The 17,142-nt window shown below is 57.8% G+C and carries 14 protein-coding genes; 1 reads left to right on the forward strand and 13 read right to left on the reverse strand.

Features of this window, described 5'->3' with window-relative positions:
• Positions 1-13: 13 nt before the first annotated feature.
• Positions 14-850: a RecB family exonuclease gene (locus CKALI_RS05615; protein ID WP_156192369.1), complete on the forward strand. Its 837-nt coding sequence runs from the start codon at positions 14-16 to the stop codon at positions 848-850.
• On the opposite strand, the gene CKALI_RS05620 is transcribed toward CKALI_RS05615, so the two are convergent.
• The 13 genes from CKALI_RS05620 to CKALI_RS05680 all read right to left on the reverse strand — a co-directional run bounded on the left by CKALI_RS05620 (position 827) and on the right by CKALI_RS05680 (position 17,094).
• The gene (locus CKALI_RS05620; RefSeq protein WP_156192370.1) at positions 827-1,405 is read right to left on the reverse strand and encodes a MusI family membrane protein; all 579 of its coding nucleotides are present in this window, start codon (positions 1,403-1,405) and stop codon (positions 827-829) included. The genes CKALI_RS05615 and CKALI_RS05620 overlap by 24 nt on opposite strands.
• 11 nt (positions 1,406-1,416) lie before the next feature.
• On the reverse strand, positions 1,417-2,271 hold the full coding sequence (locus tag CKALI_RS05625; protein WP_156192371.1) for a carbohydrate ABC transporter permease: 855 nt from the start codon (positions 2,269-2,271) through the stop codon (positions 1,417-1,419).
• The gene (locus CKALI_RS05630) at positions 2,272-3,117 is read right to left on the reverse strand and encodes a carbohydrate ABC transporter permease (protein ID WP_156192372.1); all 846 of its coding nucleotides are present in this window, start codon (positions 3,115-3,117) and stop codon (positions 2,272-2,274) included.
• A 113-nt stretch (positions 3,118-3,230) separates the two neighbouring features.
• Complete coding sequence (locus tag CKALI_RS05635; protein ID WP_156192373.1) at positions 3,231-4,553, reverse strand: ABC transporter substrate-binding protein; 1,323 nt, start codon at positions 4,551-4,553, stop codon at positions 3,231-3,233.
• A gap of 266 nt (positions 4,554-4,819) precedes the next feature.
• Positions 4,820-5,956: an ABC transporter ATP-binding protein gene (locus CKALI_RS05640; protein WP_156192374.1), complete on the reverse strand. Its 1,137-nt coding sequence runs from the start codon at positions 5,954-5,956 to the stop codon at positions 4,820-4,822.
• A gap of 117 nt (positions 5,957-6,073) precedes the next feature.
• Positions 6,074-7,735: a formate--tetrahydrofolate ligase gene (locus CKALI_RS05645; RefSeq protein WP_156192375.1), complete on the reverse strand. Its 1,662-nt coding sequence runs from the start codon at positions 7,733-7,735 to the stop codon at positions 6,074-6,076.
• Between the two features lie 64 nt (positions 7,736-7,799).
• Positions 7,800-9,110: an anaerobic C4-dicarboxylate transporter gene (locus CKALI_RS05650; RefSeq protein WP_156192376.1), complete on the reverse strand. Its 1,311-nt coding sequence runs from the start codon at positions 9,108-9,110 to the stop codon at positions 7,800-7,802.
• Between the two features lie 225 nt (positions 9,111-9,335).
• On the reverse strand, positions 9,336-10,775 hold the full coding sequence (gene aspA / locus CKALI_RS05655) for an aspartate ammonia-lyase (protein ID WP_231580540.1): 1,440 nt from the start codon (positions 10,773-10,775) through the stop codon (positions 9,336-9,338).
• A gap of 556 nt (positions 10,776-11,331) precedes the next feature.
• On the reverse strand, positions 11,332-12,177 hold the full coding sequence (hisG, locus tag CKALI_RS05660) for an ATP phosphoribosyltransferase (protein WP_156192378.1): 846 nt from the start codon (positions 12,175-12,177) through the stop codon (positions 11,332-11,334).
• Between the two features lie 10 nt (positions 12,178-12,187).
• Positions 12,188-12,451: a phosphoribosyl-ATP diphosphatase gene (locus tag CKALI_RS05665; RefSeq protein ID WP_156192379.1), complete on the reverse strand. Its 264-nt coding sequence runs from the start codon at positions 12,449-12,451 to the stop codon at positions 12,188-12,190.
• A 28-nt stretch (positions 12,452-12,479) separates the two neighbouring features.
• Positions 12,480-13,157 carry an HAD family hydrolase gene (locus CKALI_RS05670; RefSeq protein WP_156192380.1) on the reverse strand — a complete coding sequence of 226 codons (678 nt, stop codon included), beginning with the start codon at positions 13,155-13,157 and terminating at the stop codon, positions 12,480-12,482.
• An 11-nt stretch (positions 13,158-13,168) separates the two neighbouring features.
• A complete protein-coding gene (gene metH / locus CKALI_RS05675; RefSeq protein WP_156192381.1) occupies positions 13,169-16,696 on the reverse strand; it encodes a methionine synthase in 3,528 nt (1,175 codons plus the stop codon).
• A 17-nt stretch (positions 16,697-16,713) separates the two neighbouring features.
• Positions 16,714-17,094 (reverse strand): hypothetical protein, encoded by a 381-nt coding sequence (locus tag CKALI_RS05680; RefSeq protein WP_156192382.1) that lies wholly within the window; start codon positions 17,092-17,094, stop codon positions 16,714-16,716.
• Positions 17,095-17,142: the final 48 nt, after the last annotated feature.

A 17,142-nucleotide genomic window follows, 5' to 3' on the forward strand; every position in this document is an offset into this window, starting at 1 on the left:
ACTGAAAGGCATTATGCCTCCCAAGAAACTGCTCGCCCTCTCCCCTTCCCGTGCTTCCGATTACAAGCAGTGCCCGCTGCTCTATCGCTTCCGAGCGATCGATAAGCTCCCAGAGCCGAGCACGGTGGCGCAGGTCAAGGGCACCTTGGTGCACGCTGTGCTGGAGGAAATGCACAAGTTGCCTCGGGAGCAGCGCACCTACCCGGCGGCGGTGAAGCGCTTGAAGCCGCATTGGGCGAAGATGACCGCCGCCGATGCTGAGTTGGATGAGCTGGTCCCCAACGAGGAGCTGTACGACTTCCTCGTTGAATGCCGCAGCCTGCTTCGCGGCTACTTCGAGATGGAAAACCCACAAGGCTTCGACGCCCACGAGTGCGAAATGTACGTCGACGAAGTGCTGCCGAACGGCGTCCCCGTCCGCGGATTCATCGACCGCGTGGATATCGCCCCAACCGGCGAGGTCCGAGTTGTCGACTACAAGACCGGCAAGAAGCCACTTCCCCAGTATTCGCAGGACGCCCAATTCCAGATGCGTTTCTACGCGTTGGTCTACTGGCGGCTCTTCGACCAAATCCCTGCCCAGTTGCGCCTGATGTACCTGAAGGTCATGGATTCACTGATCCTCACCCCTTCGAAGGAAGAGCTGGAATACTTCGAGCGCGACTTGGGCGAGCTGTGGGCGAAGATCGAGGGCGACGGCAAGGAGGGCAGTTTCCGCCCGAAGACGTCGAAGCTATGCGGCTGGTGTTCCTTCCAGGAGCTGTGCCCAGCTTTCGGCGGCACCCCGCCGGAGTACCCAGGCTGGCCGGGCAGCACCGCGGACAATTCAGCGCAGGGCGAGATTGCTTAAGTACGCTGACAGCGCGAACCCGATGATGAGCTGAAACGCCAGAACCGCTCCCCACTGACCAGGCAAGAACAGCAGCACAAGGACCCACCAGGTATGCGCCAACACTGCAAGCAATGTGCGTGGCAGCTGGCGGATGGCGTTTCCGAGAGCTTCCGGTACGGAGAGCACGCGGAGGTACCACAGGGCCACCGCGGTGATCAGGACGATCCCAGAGAGCACCGCTGCGGAAAGCGCGACTGTCTCCCCTGTTGCCAGGCCAGCTCGGGCGATAACGACGAACTCGTAGGTCGCAAGCAAGACGAAGCCCACCATTACACACGACCAAGCGACCATGCGAGCCGGGTACTTACCCATAGCAGCAAAAAAGTCCCTGATAGGGCGCACCGCATTATCCTGAGCCATCTCCCGGGTCACCTGATGCAACGAACGATGCACCGCTCCGAGCGAGACGATGGGCAGCGAGCACACCACTGCGAGGACATTCAAGATAACCAAGTCGGCGGCCATCATCATGGCCGCCGAGAACTTGCTGTCTGGACTGAGGAACCGATCCATGGAGAATAAGGCTAGCCCTTCACGGCGCCAGCTGCGACTCCTTCAATGATGTGCTTCTGCGTTGCCAGGTAGAAGATGATGATCGGGATGATTGCGAGCACCAGCATTGCCATCATGGCGCCCATGTCGCGGTTGCCGTTGGAGCCGACGAAACTCTGCACCACCACCGGGATCGTCTTGTACTCGGTGGACAGGCCAATGATCAGGTATGGCAGCAGGTAGTCATTCCACACCCACATGGCGTTCAGAATTGCCACGGTTACTGCCGTTGGCTTGAGCATTGGGAAGACGACCTTGAAGTAGTTTTGCAGCGGACCGCAGCCGTCGATAAGCGCTGCTTCTTCGATCTCAAGCGGGATGGACTTGACGAAGCCCGCGAACATAAACACCGACAGACCCGCGCCGAAACCCAGGTACAGCACGATGATGCCGAGCGGGTTAGACAGGCCGAGGGTGTCGGCGATCTTAACGGTTGGGAACATCACCATCTGGAACGGGATGACCATGGAGAACACGAACAGGAAGTAGAGGGCGTTCGTCCACCAGGTCTTCACGCGGGTGATGTAGTACGCGGTCATGGAGGAGAAGAACACGATCGCGATGACGGAGAGGATCGTGATGAAGAAGGACCAGAAAATTGCGGAGAGGAAGCCTTCCTTCATCAGGCCGACGGCGTAGTTTTCGAATCCGGCCCACATCTCGCCCAGCGGCAGTGCGAAAGGATTGTCTGAGATGGCGAACTTTTGTTTGAAAGAGTTCTGGAAGATGAAGACGATCGGGCCGAGGAAAACCACGGTGAGGAACACGAGGATCGCGTAGATCAGTGCTCGGCTCGCGCCCTTGGGTTGTGCTGTTTGGGCAGGCATTTAGGCCTCCACCTCCCTGCTTCGGGTGGCGCGCAGCTGGAACATCGCGAAGACGACCACTACGACCACGAAGATAACTGCCTTTGCTTGGCCGACGCCCTCGACGCCGATCCGGTTGAACATGGTGTTGACGATGTTCAGAGCGACCATCTCGGTCTCGCTACTTGGTGCGCCGTTGGTCAGCGCTAGGTTCTGGTCGAACAGCTTGAACGTGTTCGACAGGGTCAGGAACAAACAGATGGTGATCGATGGCATGACCATCGGGATCGTGACGTGTCGCAGGAGCTCCCAGCGGCCGGCACCGTCGAGTTCCGCGGCCTCGATCAGCTCTGGTGGCACGTTCTGAAGGCCGGCGATGTAGATGATCATCATGTAGCCGATGAGCTGCCAGTTAATGAGCACCACCAGGCCGATATAGCCGTGCTTCCAGTCCGACACGATCGTGGTGCCGTAGTTCGCCAGCACAGCGTTGATCATCGACTGCCAGGTGTAACCAAGCACGATACCGCCGATGAGGTTCGGCATGAAGAACACCGTGCGGAAGAAGTTGGTGCCCTTGAGCTTTCGGGTGAGAATCCACGCGATGGCAAACGCGAAGATATTCACCGAAATCACCGAAGCAATCACCACCAACGCGGTGAATCCGAAGGAGTGGACAAAGCCTTCTCGTTCGCTGAACGCTTCGAAGTAGTTGTCAACGCCGACCCACTCTGCGTCGGAAATCGTAGTGAATTCCGTAAACGAGAGGAAGAAACCGATGATGAACGGGACGAGGAACGCGATCGCGAACGCAATGAGAGTCGGCAACACGAAGATGGGGAAATACTTCTTCAAGGTACCTTGCATGGTTTTACCTTTTTCTTCAGTCAAATGCGGGCGCTTATCGACGGGCCGAAGGTTGGCCTACTCGATAAACGCCCGCATCGCTAGTTGTGACCTACGTGGAGGAACCGAGTCCGCTACTTGCTTTCAGCCGCCCAGCCCTCGGTGAAGATCTTCACGACCTCTTCCCAGGACTTGTTGCCGGAAGCGTACTGGGCAAGCGCCTGGCCGAAGTCGTTCTTGAACTTCTGGGATGGGAAGTACTGGAAGTCCCACGGAATGGTGGTCAGCTCCTTGTTGTCGATTGCGGCTGCAACTTCCTTTGCCAATGGGTCATTTGGCGTGTCCGTCTTGGAGAAGTTGTTGAACGGTGCGTTGAAGCCGAGATCGTTGATGACGTACTTCTTGCCTTCGTCGGTGGTGAAGAGCCAGTTGACGAAGTCGATGGATGCCTTCTGGTCGGCCTCGGAGGCCTTCTTGTTCACACCCAGGTAGTTCTCGGTGCCCACAGCGATGCCGGTCTTGCCCTCGTCAGGCAGACCCATGTACATAGGCAGGAACTTGATGTCGTCCTGCTTCACCACGTTGCCGTCAACCTTTTCGATCTGGCTCCAGGCCCAGTTACCGTTCTGAACCATGGCGGCCTTGCCCATTGCGAATTCGGCCATGGAGTCGGTCACTGCCTTGGATGGGGCGAGCTTTGGATCAATGGTGGAGTTCTTCAGGTACAGGTCGAACAGGTTCTTGAAGTTCTCGTTGTACTTGAACTTCACATCCTTGGTTTCCTTGGTGCCCAGGTCCTTGAATTCCTGGTGGACCGGGAGGTTTGCCAGGTGGGTCTGCCAGCGCCAATCCTCACCAGAAGCCAGCGAGGTGGAGGCGAAGGCACCTTCGATGCCCAGCTCGGCCTTCTTGGCCTGCATGTCCTCAGACACGGCCTTCAGGGTGGCGTAGTCCTTGATGTCTGCTGCGCTCTTTGCCTTAGCATCTGGCAGGGCAAAGTACTTGTCAAAGATGGCAGCGTTGTAAATCAGACCGTAGCCTTCCACTGCAAATGGCACGCCGTAGACCTTGCCGTCGGAGCCCTTGAGGGCCGGGACGTCTGGGTTCAGGTTCTTGGTGATCGTGGCATCGGAGAGGTCAGCCATGTATGGCTCCCAGGTCTTCAGGCCAGTTGGGCCGTTCACCTGGAAGAGGGTTGGGGCATCCTTCTTGCCGATTTCGGCCTTCAGGGTCTGCTCGTAGCTGTTGGAGGCTGCGGTTACGACTTTGACCTCAACGCCGGTCTTGGCGGTGTAGTCCTTGGCAATCTTCTGGTAGGCAGCATCCTGCTCTGGCTTGAAGTTGAGGAAGTAGACGGATCCCTTGTCGTCATCGCCGCCACCGGAGCAGGCCACTAGGCCACCGGTTGCGATAACGAGGGCTGCAACAGCCGCGGAGATTCGCTTCATTTGCTTCATGTGTTTAGCTCCCTTACGAGTCGGTGAAGCGGAATGCATTTTCATCAGGTGGTTATAACTTCCGGTGCGGCAACCCTGAAATGGTTCAGTATTACCTACACCACATCCTAATGAATAGCGTGATGTATTCAATGCTAGTGAAAGTTGGCGAACTTACATAACAAGTTTTATATTAGTTTGATCACTACCAGTTCTATTGGTTTGAACGAGAAAAGCCCAACACTTGCACAAGTGTTGGGCTAACAGGCGAAACGAATGGTTATAACCTACGGGTTAAGGCGCTCCCCTGTCTTCGAAGAGAACATATGGCGCTGTCCCTCCTTGATGCGGGCGTGAATCGTTGTACCCTTCTCCGGCGCCGTCAGTGGCGCGGTGCGGATGACCACGAGATCGTGCTCTTCATCATCCGGGTTGGAATCCGAGCCAGAACTGAGCTGGCCACCGCCAACTAGGTGGCCGTAGATGTAGGCGTCGGAGCCTAGCTCCTCCACCATGGTGATGGTAATGGCAAAGGAATCCTCGGCAGGGCCGTCGATAAGCTCGAGCGCTTCTGGGCGGAAGCCGATGATGATCTTGTCCTCGCCTCGTTCGGCAAGCTGGTTCAGGATGGACTGCGAAAGTGGCAGCTTGGTTTCGCCGGTAACCGCAAAGTTGCCACGGACATCGAAGGTGCCGAGGTTCATGGCTGGCGAGCCGATGAAGCCAGCGACGAATTCGTTAGCTGGAGTTTCGTAGAGCTCGCGCGGGGTACCCACCTGCTGCAGCACACCGTGGTTGAGAACTGCAATGCGGTCGCCCATGGTGAGCGCTTCGGTCTGGTCGTGGGTGACGTACAGGGTGGTCACGCCGAGTTCGCGCTGTAGTGAGGCGATCTGGGTACGGGTTTGGACGCGCAGCTTGGCGTCGAGGTTGGACAGCGGCTCGTCCATCAGGAATACCTTTGGCTTGCGCACGATGGCGCGTCCCATGGCCACACGCTGGCGCTGACCGCCGGAAAGGGCCTTTGGTTTGCGGTCGAGGTATTCGGTGAGGCCGAGAGAAACCGCGACGGCTTCGACGCGCTTGTTGATTTCTTCCTTGGACATGCCCGAAAGCTTGAGGGCGAAGCCCATGTTGTCGCGCACGCTCATGTGCGGGTACAGGGCGTAGTTCTGGAAGACCATTGCGATGTCGCGATCCTTGGGAGCGACGTTGGTGACATCGCGGTCGCCGATCAAGACGCGACCCTCGTTGACGTCTTCGAGCCCCGCGAGCATACGCAGCGTGGTGGACTTTCCACAGCCGGAAGGGCCGACCAGAACCAGGAACTCGCCATCGCCAACTTCCAGGTCAAACTTGTCGACGGACGGCTTCGTGGCGCCCGGGTAGATGCGGGTTGCTTTGTCGAAAGTGACATTAGCCATGTGAACTTTTCCTCTCATCGGCAGGTACGTGCCGAACGATCCGAGTGATGAGGTGGACAGCGCTACCGGTTGGTTAACGTTTTCCTTCCACTGTAACCGCTCCAGACGCCATGGGACCTAAAACAATCCGGTGATATTTCCCTCAGCGTCCACATCGATACCCTGCGCTGCCGGCCGCTTAGACAGCCCCGGAAGCGTCATCACATCGCCGGTCATCGCCACGACGAAACCAGCTCCAGTGCGAGGAACCAGCGACCGGACTTTAACCGTGTGCCCGCTCGGCGCTCCGAGCTTGCGTGGGTCATCTGAGAAGGAGTACTGCGTCTTGGAGATGCACACCGGCAACGTGTCCCAGCCGTTGTCCTGAATAATCTTCAGATCCTTCTGCGCCTGCGGGCTGAGCTCGACATCCGAAGCGCCGTAGATCTCGCGTGCGATCGTCTGCAGGGACGCCAGGGTGCCTGCCGCTGGGTCGTACAGCGGGGCGCTGCGCTTATCGACGACACTAGCCAGCACCACGTCTGCCAGCTCCGCCGCTCCTGCCCCACCTTCTGCCCAGACCTTAGTCAACACGGCTCTCAGGCCACGGTCCTCGGCCCAGCGCTGGACCAGTTCGACCTCGGCGTCGGTGTCATGAATGAAGTGATTGAGCGCGATCGTCGGGGTGGGCCCGAACTTCTGGATGTTATCGCAGTGGCGTGCGAGGTTGACCAGGCCAGCCTGAAGCGCCGCAAGGTTTTCCTGCTGGAGCTCGTCCTTTGCCGCTCCGCCATTGAACTTCAGCGAACGAATCGTGGCTACCATGACGACAGCCGAGACATCGAGGTCGCCAGCGCGAGACTTGATGTCGAAGAACTTCTCTGCGCCGAGGTCAGAGCCGAAGCCAGCCTCGGTCAGGACGACGTCCGCATGCCGCAGCGCGGTATCGGTGGCAATCAATGAGTTGCAGCCGTGAGCGATGTTTCCGAACGGACCGCCGTGGACAATGGCTGGCGTGCCTCCGAGTGTCTGAACAAGGTTGGGGCTGAGCGCATCGCGAAGCAGGGCCGTCAATGCGCCCTGAGCCTTTAAGTCGGACACGGTCACCGGCGTGCCCGCATAGGTTTGTCCAATGACGATGCGCGCGAGACGTTCCTTCAAATCGGTGAGGTCGCTCGCCAGGCACAGCACAGCCATGATCTCAGAAGCCGCAGTGATGTCGAAGCCAGACTCGGCGGGAACGCCGTGGGCGACGCCTCCAAGACCGGTAACAATGTGGCGCAGGTTGCGATCATTGACATCCAGGCAGCGGCGCCAAGTGACCTTGCGTGGATCAATGCTCAGCTCGTTGCCGTGGTGGATGTGGGCGTCGATGAGCGCGGCGAGCGAGTTGTTGGCGGCCGCGATGGCGTGCAGATCGCCCGTGAAGTGGAGATTGATGTCCTCCATTGGAACGATCTGTGCGTAGCCGCCGCCGGCAGCGCCGCCTTTGATTCCGAAGACGGGGCCGAGCGACGGTTCGCGGATGGCGACGATCGTGCGGGCGCCCGTGGCGCGTACGGCGTCGGCAAGGCCGATGAGCACCGTTGACTTGCCCTCCCCCGCTGGGGTCGGAGACATCGCGGTTACGAGGACAAGCTTGCCCTTACGTGGTTGTTCAGGAAGAGCTGCGACATCAATCTTGGCCTTGTCACGGCCATAGCCGACGACGAACTGGGGATCGATCCCAGCGCGTTCGGCGATGACCTCCATGGGCTCGAGTTGGTGCGCTCGAGCGATGTCCGCATCGGTGAGGTTCATACCCTCCAACATAGTGAAAACCGAGCTCACACTAGTGCGAACTCGGCTTTCGTCAGGAGGAGATTTAGATCATGAAACTACCGAAGAGGAAGCCGAAGGCGACCGCCAGGGCGATAGCCAACGTGCCCGGAATGATGAAGGAGTGGTTGAAGACAAACTTGCCAATCTTGGTCGAACCGGTGTCGTCCATTTCCACAGCTGCGAGCAGCGTTGGGTAGGTAGGCAGGATGAACAGAGCGGAGACAGCTGCGAAGGAAGCAACAGCAACCAGAGGACTGACACCGACTGCCAGGGCTGCAGGTAGCAGTGCCTTTGCGGTAGCGGCCTGGGAGTACAGCAGAGCGGCTGCGAAAAACAGAACCACCGCGAGCATCCATGGGTAATCATTGAGCACGTTGCCGGATAGTTCCTTAATGTCGTCGATGTAGTGGTTAATCAGCGTGGTTCCGAGCCAAGCAACACCGAGGACACAGACACAGGCGGACATACCGGAACGAAAGACCGAGGACTGCAAGATCGTGTCAGCCTTGATCTTGCATACCAGGGTGATAACCGTGGCAGCTCCGAGCATGATGGCCATGATGGCCTCGTTACGAGGGATCGTAGGCTCCTTGATCAAGCCGACCTGATCCGAGATGGCGGTAGCGTAGAACATGACCAACAGAATGGCAACCAGGAAGATCATCACGGAAGCCTTAGCACCCTTGACTGGTGTGTAGTCGTGAACACCGCTTGGTGGCTTCACGGTTCCGTTGGCAAGACGCTCTTGGTAGACCGGATCGTCAGCCAAGTCCTTGCCCAAGAAGTTGGTGACAAAGGCTGTGATGATGATTGCCAGGAACGTAGACAGGATGAACACGGCCAGCATGGACACGTAGCCAACGCCGAGTGGCTCCATGATCGAGGCCATGAAGACAACTGCTGCTGAGATTGGCGATGCCGTGATGGCCATCTGAGACGCAACGACCGCGATGGACAGTGGACGTGATGGGCGGACGCCACCTTCCTTAGCGACCTCGGCGATAACTGGCAGCGTCGAGAATGCCGTGTGGCCGGTACCGCAGAACACCGTCATCAACCAGGTGACAATAGGCGCCCAAATGGTGATTTGCTTTGGATTCTTGCGGAGGGCCTTTTCCGCCAGGTAGACGAGGTAATCCAGGCCACCGGCTTTCTGCATCGCAGCGATAGCTGCGATAACACACATGATGATGCCGATGACATCGAAGGGGATGTCTTTAATAGTGACGGGTATGCCGGTGAGTCCCAGCAGCAGGACGCCGGCGCCACCGGCCATACCGATGGCAATGGAACCGAGCCGGGCGCCGAGGAAGATGGCACCGAGCACGATGATGATTTGGAGTGTGAGTAACACTGTTCTTTTCCCTTGGGTGAAAAGAGCTTCGCACGTCAAGTGGTGTCGCCGAAACAAACAAGGTGGCATCACACGTGTGAAGCTCAACTTGAAATGGCTTCACAAAGTATTTAGTTCTAAAGATTATGTGGGTCCCCTTCCGACCACGATGGCGCAGCCGGAAGGAGTTACCCAAGGATGGTGTCACTAAGCGGGCCATGCCCAATGACACCCAAGCACGAAGAACTAGTCTTCGTACAGCTTTCCGCGGTAGACAGGCTTCATCAGGTTTTCGGTGGAGAGAACCTCATTCAGCTGAGCCTCGTCCATCAATCCCTTCTCCAGCACCAGTTCGCGGACGGAACGGCCGGTTGCTGCAGCTTCCTTACCGATCTTGTCGCCGGCAAGGTGGCCGATGAATGGGTTGAGGTAGGTGATGATGCCGATGGAGTTGTCCACGAAAGCGCGGCAGATGTCTTCATTGGCGGTGATGCCCACGACGCACTTCTCACGCAGCGTAACGACGGCATTGGTCAGCAATTCGAGGGACTCAAAGATTGCCTGTGCCAGAGCTGGCTCCATGACGTTGAGCTGAAGCTGCCCGGCTTCAGCAGCCATGAGGACGCATTGGTCATTGCCGAAGACCTTGAAGCAGACCTGGTTGACTACCTCTGGGATCACTGGGTTGACCTTGGCAGGCATGATCGAGGAGCCGGCCTGCATCTCTGGCAGGTTGATTTCCTTCAAGCCAGCGCGTGGACCGGAGGACAGCAGGCGCAAGTCGTTACAGATCTTGGAAAGGTTCATCGCCGACTGCTTCACAGCTGCATGTGCGTGCATGTAGCAGGAGTTGTCGTAGGTGGCGACGAGGAGGTCTGGGGCTCCCTTGATTGGAAGGCCGGTGACCTCTGCCAGCGCAGCGACGATGGCATCTTGGAAGCCCTCTGGGGTGTTGAGGCCAGTGCCGATAGCGGTAGCACCAAGGTTGGTGGTGAGCAGGATCTTGATGGCTTGCTCGAGGAAATCCGCTTCCTCATGGAGGCCATAGCCAAAGGCTTTGAATTCCCCACCTAGAGTCATTGGAACGGCGTCCTGCAATTGGGTGCGACCCATCTTGAGAACGTCCTTGAATTCCTCGCCCTTAGCGTTAAAAGCATCTGCGAGGTTGCGCAGCTCCTTGATGTAGCCGACCGCTGCGTGGTAGATGCCCAGCTTCAAGCCGGTTGGGTATGCATCGTTAGTGGACTGCGCCATATTGACATCATCGTTCGGATTCAGGTCATGGTAGGAGCCTTTTGGCTTGCCCATGTGCTCGAGAGCGAGGTTAGCTACTACCTCGTTGGAGTTCATGTTCATGGACGTGCCGGCACCGCCTTGGAAGGAATCGGTTGGGAACTGATCCATGCAACGGCCCTCTTCAAGGATTTGGTCGCAGGCCCAGACAATGGCCTCGTACTTGTCCTTGGGCAACGTCTTGCACTTGCGGTTCGCCATCGCCGTGGCCTTCTTCACCTGCACCATGCCCCGGATGAAGTCAGGAACCTGATTGTGGGTCCTTCCGGAAATGACGAAGTTCTCCACAGCACGGAGGGTGTGAATGCCGTAATAGCAATCGTTTGGCACCTCCTTTGTGCCCAGCAGGTCTTCTTCAATGCGGGTTCCTTCTGCGAAGGTTGCGTCGGTCACGGTAATGCTCTCCTTTGATATTGAAAGGGCGAATCACGAGGTGGATCGTGTCCAGGATGTGGTTGAGTGTTATGAACAACCCGAATTGGGGCTGTTGTTTGTGGCGCACCTAACAATAGTTATTGAAAGATGGCGTCTATTACCTATGGTAGCCAGCTAATGTGAGAAAACCAAGGGAAAAACCACCGTTTCAGGCCTTTTAGATGTGGTATTCCACACCAGCATCAAAAGGAACTTTCACCCCCATCAAAGTGGCCGACAAGGTTGACAAAACATTGTTCAACAATGCAGGTAGGGGCGGTTTGAAGTGTTGCTTTGCAGGCAAGAAAGTTTCTAATGATTGCGACTGCAATTAAAGCTCGGTCAAACCTAGGCGCAAATGGGGGTAGCTGAAATTCAGTCAACAATGAATCCGTGTCCGAATTATGTGTTAATCCAACCCCCACGAAACAGAAAAGCAAACTATTTTCTGGATCTCTCACAGTCACATTTGTCAACAAAACAAAAATCCGCCGCGTACTAAAAGTACGGGCGGACACTGACATGAGGTCTGCTACTACATGCGTGCGATCCGGATCTCGGAAGCCAGGATGGCCTTGGCCCCCAGCAAGGAGAGCTGATCCATGATGTGGTTGGCTTCCTTTTTGGGAACCATAGCGCGCACTGCTACCCAGTTTTCGTGAGCAAGTGGTGACACCGTTGGTCCGGATAGTCCCGGAGTGATTTTGGTGGCCTCAGTCAGCAGGTCTTCGTGGATGTTGTAGTCGAGCATGAGGAAGTTTTGTGCATGCAAAATGCCTTGCATGCGGCGTAGGAATACCTGGTGGGCGTCGAGAAGCTCAATGCCCTCGCGCGCTACGACCACAGCCTCAGAGTCGCAAATGACCGGGCCGAAGGGAACCAAGCCCTGCTTGCGTAGGGTCCGTCCGGTGGAGACCACGTCGGCGATAGCGTCCGCTACGCCGAGCTTGATAGAGATCTCTACTGCCCCATCCAGTCGGATAACGTCAGCTTCGATCCCCTGAGCCTTCAGATCCTCCCGAACCAAATTCGGGTATGAGGTTGCGATGCGCAGCCCGGCGAGGGACGCGACGTCCAGCTGAGCATCCTTAGGGCCGGCGTAGCGGAAAGTGGAAGCGCCGAAGCCGAGAGGCATGACTTCCTGAACCTTCGCCATGGAGTCGGCTGCAAGATCGCGACCGGTAATGCCGAGGTCGAGGTGGCCCTTGGCGACATAAATGGCAATGTCCTTCGGGCGCAGGAAGAAGAATTCCACCTTGTTTGCCTGATCGAGAACTGTCAAGGCCTTCGGGTCTTGACGGCCTTCATAGCCAGCTTCCTCGAGGATTTCGACGGCACGCTCGGACAGCGAGCCCTTGTTGGGAACGGCAACTTTGAGCATGGTGGATCCTTTACAGGTACTTGTAGATGTCTTCGGGCTTGAGCCCACGGGCCACCATCATGACCTGGGTCCAGTAGATCAATTGGGACATTTCCTCAGCCAATTCCGCATCGGACTGGTACTCAGCGGCGATCCACACTTCGCCCGCTTCCTCGATGATCTTCTTGCCCACATGATGCACACCCTTATCCAAGGCAGCGACAGTGCCGGAGCCCTCAGGACGGGTCTGGGAGCGGGTCAAAAGTTCTTCGTAGAGCGAGTCAAAATTCTTCACCCGACCATTGTTTCACAGCCATGGGCTGCTAGTTGTCAAAGGCTGCGTACCACGCAGCAAGATCAGCCGCAGTTACCCCTAAAAAGGAGGTGCTGCCGTGGAGATCACGCATGTCCAGTGCTTCCGCTGGTACCTCGCCGCGCTCAGGCAGCCCCACTACCCTGCAGCCAGCCGCCGTGGCAGAGGCCATGCCAGTTGGTGAGTCCTCAAATGCCAAACACTGATCCGGTTGGAAACCGAGGCGCAGAGCGGCGGTGCGATAAATCTCCGGATTCGGCTTGCCGTTGGCAACTTCATCACCGCAGATGGTCGAAGTGAAGAAGTCGCGGCCGATGGCTTCGATGGCTGGGTCGGCGAGCTCGCGAGCGGTGTTGGTCACCAGCATCATCGGCGTGCCGGAATTCGCGAGTTCGCTCAGCAGCTTTTCGATGCCCGGTCGCAACTCCAACCGGGTGGAAAGCAATTCGTGCATGCGGGTAAACATCTGGCGTTGCAGTTGCTCTGCTTGTTCGGCGCTGACTGACACTCCCGCGAAGTCCGCACATAACTGCAGCGTGTTCTGGAAGGTGCCGCCGATGGTGCGGGCACGGAACTCCGGAGTGATTCGTCGACCTAGCGACTCACTCAGCTCATACGTGGCAATTTCCCACAACGGCTCGGAATCCACCAGGGTACCGTCCATGTCCCACAAAACAGCGTTATACATAACTCGTTAGCTTAGACGTTGAAGTACTTTGCTTCCGGGTGGTAGAGCACGAAGGCATCTGTTGACTGCTCAGGATGCAGCTGGAGCTCTTCAGAAAGACTGACGCCAATGCGCTCAGGCTGTAGTAACTCCACCAAGGTGCGGCGTGATTCGAGGTCTGGGCAGGAGCCGTAGCCAAAGGAATAGCGTGCGCCGGAGTAGTCGAGGTCGAAGAAGCGACGCGGGTCGGTGGCATCGCTATCTCCTACAAAGGCACCGTCTGGCAGAGTCAGCTCGGCGCGAATCCGGCTGTGCAGCCACTCGGCCATAGCTTCAGTCAGCTGCACACCCAGTCCGTGCACCTCAAGGTAGTCGCGGTAATTGTTAGCCGCGAACAGTTCATTGGCGAAGTCTGCGATGGGCTGCCCCATGGTCACGAGCTGGAACGGGAGAACATCGATTTCGGTCGGCGAGACGAAGTCTGGGATGGACAGGAATCGACCGCGCTTTTGTCGCGGAAACGCAAAGCGCTGGATAATCGGGGATTCAAGCGAAGGTTCGGCGTGTACCAGGATCTCTTCTCCGGACGCGTGTACCGGAAAATACCCGTAGACAGCTGCGGCGTGGTCCAGGATGCCTTCCGACTTGAGCCGATCCAGCCACATCCGCAGGCGTGGCCTGCCCTCACGTTCGACGAGTTCCTCATAGGTTTCCTCAGATCCTTTGGCTGGTTTGAGGCCCCATTGCCCCAGGAAGAGAGCGCGTTCGTCCAAGAGTGGCAGGTAGTCGGACAGTGTCATGCCCTTGACTATTCTGGTTCCCCAGAACGGTGGCGTCGCACGAGGTACGTCTACTGCCACATCGGATCGCTCCGGCAGGTCGACCTCCGGCGCGTTCGCCTTGCGCTCAGCGGCGATCCGCAACGAACGCTCTCGACGCGCCTTGCGTTCCGCCTTCTTCTCCTCTGCTACTCGCGCGGCCTCCAACTGCTCCGGGTCTACTTCTCCCCTCTTGCCGGCCATGACATTGTCCATGAGGGTGAGTCCCTCGAAGGCATCACGGGCGTAGTGGACGTCGCCGTCGTAGACCTCATCCAGGTCGTTTTCCACGTAGGTGCGGGTTAAGGCTGCCCCGCCCAGCAGCACCGGATAGTCAGAAAGCCCGAGAGTGTTGAGCTCCTGGAGATTCTCTTTCATCACCACGGTGGACTTCACCAGCAATCCGGACATGCCGATGACATCGGCTCCGTGTTCCTGTGCGGCGGCAGCGATGTCGCGAATCGGCTGCTTGATGCCCAAGTTCACCACTTCATAGCCGTTGTTAGACAAGATGATGTCCACCAGGTTCTTACCAATGTCGTGCACGTCACCCTTCACCGTGGCGATGACGAGCTTGCCTTTCGAGCCCGAAGAATCTGCAGCCTCCATAAACTGCTCGAGGTAGGCCACCGCTGTCTTCATGGTTTCGGCGGACTGCAATACAAACGGCAACTGCATCTGACCTGAGCCAAACAACTCGCCCACCGTCTTCATGCCAGCTAAAAGATCCTGGTTGATGATCTCGATCGGGCTTTTCTCGGTCATCGCTTGATCGAGGTCGGCCTCTAGCCCCTGCTTCTCACCATCGATGATGCGCTGCGCCAGGCGTTCGAACAATGGCATCGCAGCTAGCGCTTCAGCGCGGGCGTCCTTGGCGCTGGTGGCGTCTACGCCGTCGAAAAGCTCCATGAACACCTGGAGCGGATCATAACTTTCGGTGCGGCGGTCGTAGACCATGTCCAGGGCCACCTCGCGCTGGCGCTCATCGATGCGGTTCATCGGCAAGATCTTGGAGCTGTGCGCGATCGCGGTGTCTAGTCCGGCATTGATGCACTCGTTGAGGAAGACGGAGTTGAGCACCTGTCGGGCAGCTGGGTTGAGTCCGAAGGAGATGTTGGAAAGGCCAAGAGTGGTGTGCACGTTAGGGTGCTCGGCCTTCAGACGCTTGATGGCTTCGATGGTTTCAATGCCGTCGCGGCGAGTTTCTTCCTGGCCGGTCGAGATTGGGAAGGTGAGGCAATCGACGATGATGTCTTGCTCCGCCAACCCCCAGGTCTCGGTGATGTCCTTGATCAGTCGCTGCGCAACTTCAACCTTGCGGTCGGCGGTGCGCGCCTGGCCCTCTTCATCGATCGTCAGCGCTACCACCGCCGCGCCATGGTCTTTGGCCAACCTCATGATTCTTTGATATCGCGAATCAGGCCCGTCGCCATCCTCGAAGTTCACGGAGTTCAGCGCGCAGCGGCCGCCGAGTACCTTCAGTCCTGCCTCCAAAACCGCAGGCTCGGTGGAGTCCAACATGATCGGCAGGGTCGTGGACGTAGAGAGCCGAGCGGCAAACTCATGCATGTCCTGGCGGCCATCGCGGCCTACGTAATCGACACAGACATCGAGTAAGTGGGCGCCATCCCGGGTCTGGCCCTTAGCGATGTCAATGCACTTCTCCCAATCCCCCGCCAGCATCGCCTCGCGAAACGCCTTGGACCCGTTTGCATTCGTCCGTTCGCCGATAATCGTGATGCCCGTCTCCTGCGTCAGCGGGACCGATTGGTACAAGGAGGACACATTGTCCTCCGGGGCTGCCTGCCGCGGCGTGGCAGGGGCACGCTTGCCGACGGCCTCGGCCAACGCAGCGATGTGCTCCGGCGTAGTACCACAGCAACCCCCTACGATGCCGAGCCCGAACTCATCGATGAACCCGGTGAGCGCTTCCGCCAACTCTGGAGCCGTCAACGGGTAGACAGCTCCGTCTTTTCCGAGGATGGGCAGGCCCGCGTTAGGCATGACTGACACGGGAATCGAAGCGTGCTGAGACAAGTAGCGCAGGTGTTCGCTCATCTCTGCTGGTCCGGTGGCACAGTTCAGACCAATGGCGGACACCCCTAGGCGCTCCAGCGCGGTGAGAGCAGCGCCAATCTCTGATCCGAGGAGCATCGTGCCGGTGGTTTCCACGGTGACGTGGACCAAGATCGGAAGTTGGGTGCCGCTTTCTTCGAAGGCCTGGTGGCAAGCCTGGACTGCGCTTTTTACCTGCAGCAAGTCCTGCGCAGTTTCGATGAGGATCGCGTCGGCGCCGCCGGATACGAGGCCGCGGGCGGCCAGGAAGTAGTGGTGGCTGAGGTCGTCGAAAAGCGCATGCCGCAGGGAGGGCAGTTTGGTTCCGGGGCCGAGTGAGCCAACGACGAACTTGCCGTCAAACTCGTCGGCAATGTTTCGGGCGATGCGGGCGCCTGCCTGAGCGAGCTCTTCACAGCGGTCGGCAATGCCATAGTCCGCGAGGTTCGGGAGGTTACACCCGAAAGTGTTCGTTTCGACGAAGTCGGCGCCAGCTTCGAAGTAGCTGCGGTGAATGCTGCCGACAACGTCGGGGCGAGTGGCGTTGAGGATTTCGTTACAGCCTTCCAGACCAAGAAAGTCTTGGTCAATGGACATATCGAAGCCCTGCAGCTGGGTGCCCATGGCACCGTCGCCGATGAGAATTCGGGTGGACAGAGCGTCGAGGAAAGTCGTACTAGTCTTCATAAACTAGACAGCTTAGACTATTCCAGTTCTGGAAGGGAAGAAATTACCTCAGCATTTGCTGGAGACGATGCCACAGCCTTGCGGAACATAGCGTTGAGCTCCTCGCGCTCCTCCGGTTCCACCACGGCATCGGCGTTCTTGGCGTTGAAAGCGTCAATGGCGCTGACGGTGGTTCCAACCAGACTGGTCACTGCATCCGGGTCTGGCTCCACTGGCAGGGCATCCAGCTCATCGAGGAAAGCTTCCAAGATCGTGCGAAGCTCAGGCAAAACGGCAGGATCAAAAGGCTGATCCCAAAATTCGCGCTCGTCCTCACGAAGGTAAGAACCGGTGGCGAACTCTTCCAGGTTGGCAATAAACTCGTCGACTTCTGCTTGAAACTCTGCGCGAATGGTCATGCTCTCAATTCTCCCTTAAATCTGCTTCGTGTGCTGGGTTACAACACG

Source organism: Corynebacterium kalinowskii (genome assembly GCF_009734385.1).
GTDB lineage: Bacteria > Actinomycetota > Actinomycetes > Mycobacteriales > Mycobacteriaceae > Corynebacterium > Corynebacterium kalinowskii.